The organism is Streptomyces bobili (assembly GCF_002154575.1).
GTDB lineage: Bacteria > Actinomycetota > Actinomycetes > Streptomycetales > Streptomycetaceae > Streptomyces > Streptomyces bobili.
This window is the reverse complement of the sequence record NZ_MUBA01000823.1, coordinates 1-1,210: the sequence shown is the minus strand read 5'-3', so window position 1 is coordinate 1,210 and position 1,210 is coordinate 1. Positions and strand designations below refer to the sequence as shown.

Sequence of the window (1,210 nt, the reverse complement as noted above, 5' to 3'; positions counted from 1 at the left end):
GGAGGTGTCACGCAGCCGGGGCGGGCCTGGTGCTGTCCCACGACAACGCGCCGGGCCAGTCGATGGTGTGCGGGCCGGACGCGGCGGTCGAGGAGTTCGTGCGGGTGTTCCGCGCCCAGGGTGTGCTGAGCCAGGTGCTGCCGTTCCGGTCCGGCTTCCACACGCCGATGCTGGAACCCCACCTCGGCCCGATCAAGGAGGCCGCCGGACGGTTCCGGCTGCACCCGCCGCACACCCCCGTGTGGTCGGGTACGACCGCCGCTCCCTTTCCCGAGGACGAGGCGCGGGTACGGGAGCTGTTCGTGCGGCACCTGCTGGAACCCGTCCGCTTCCGGCAGCTCGCCGAGGCACTGCACACCTCGGGCCACCGGGTGTTCGTCCAGGTCGGACCGGGTGGGCTGGGCTCCCTCGTCGGCGACACCCTCGGCGCCCACGACCATCTGGTCGTCGCCGCCAACTCCCCGCACCGCACGGGCCTCGCCCAGCTCCGGCGGGTGGCGACCGCACTGTGGGCGGCGGGCGCGGAGGTGGCCCCGGCACTGACACCGACGGCCCGCGCCGGCACCGTACAGCCGCGACGGCAACCGGTCCGGCTGGATCTGGGCGGCGCTCTGGTGTCGTTGGCACCCGCCCGACTGGCCGACATCCGGGCCGGGTTGAGACAGCAGGCAGGACCGGCGACCCCCGCCCTGGACGCGCTGGTCCCCGGCTCCCCCGTCGCCGCCGAGCTGTCCGCGCTGCTCCGGGACACGGCGGACACGGCGGCGGCCCTCCTGACGGCACCGGCCCGCAGCACCGGCATCGTGGCCGTGCCGTACCGCACGACCGTCCGAGTCTCCCCCGACACCATGCCCTACCTCCTGGACCACTGCTTCTTCCCGCAGCGGCCGGGCTGGCCGGACGTCTCCGACCGGTGGCCGGTGGTCCCGGCGACGACGATCGTGCAGCACATCATGGACACGGCACGGGAGGCGGCGCCCGGCCGGGTACCGGTCGCCGTGCACGGGGCCCGGTTCGAGGAGTGGCTCACCGCCACGCCCGCCGTCGACGTCCCGGTCATGGCGGTCCCCGAGGGCCCGGACCGGCTGGCCGTCTCCTTCGGCCCGCGGGCCCGCGCCACCGTCGAACTCGCCGCCGCCCACCCTGCCCCGCCGGCCCCCTGGCCGGCGGGGCAGGGTGGGCGGCGGCGAGTTCGACGGTGGCGCGGGCC

At 76.1% G+C, this 1,210-nt stretch carries 1 pseudogene; it reads left to right on the top strand.

What is annotated here, in order from left to right:
- Positions 1-1,210, top strand: a pseudogene (locus tag BZL64_RS37960) (beta-ketoacyl synthase); the annotation flags it as partial.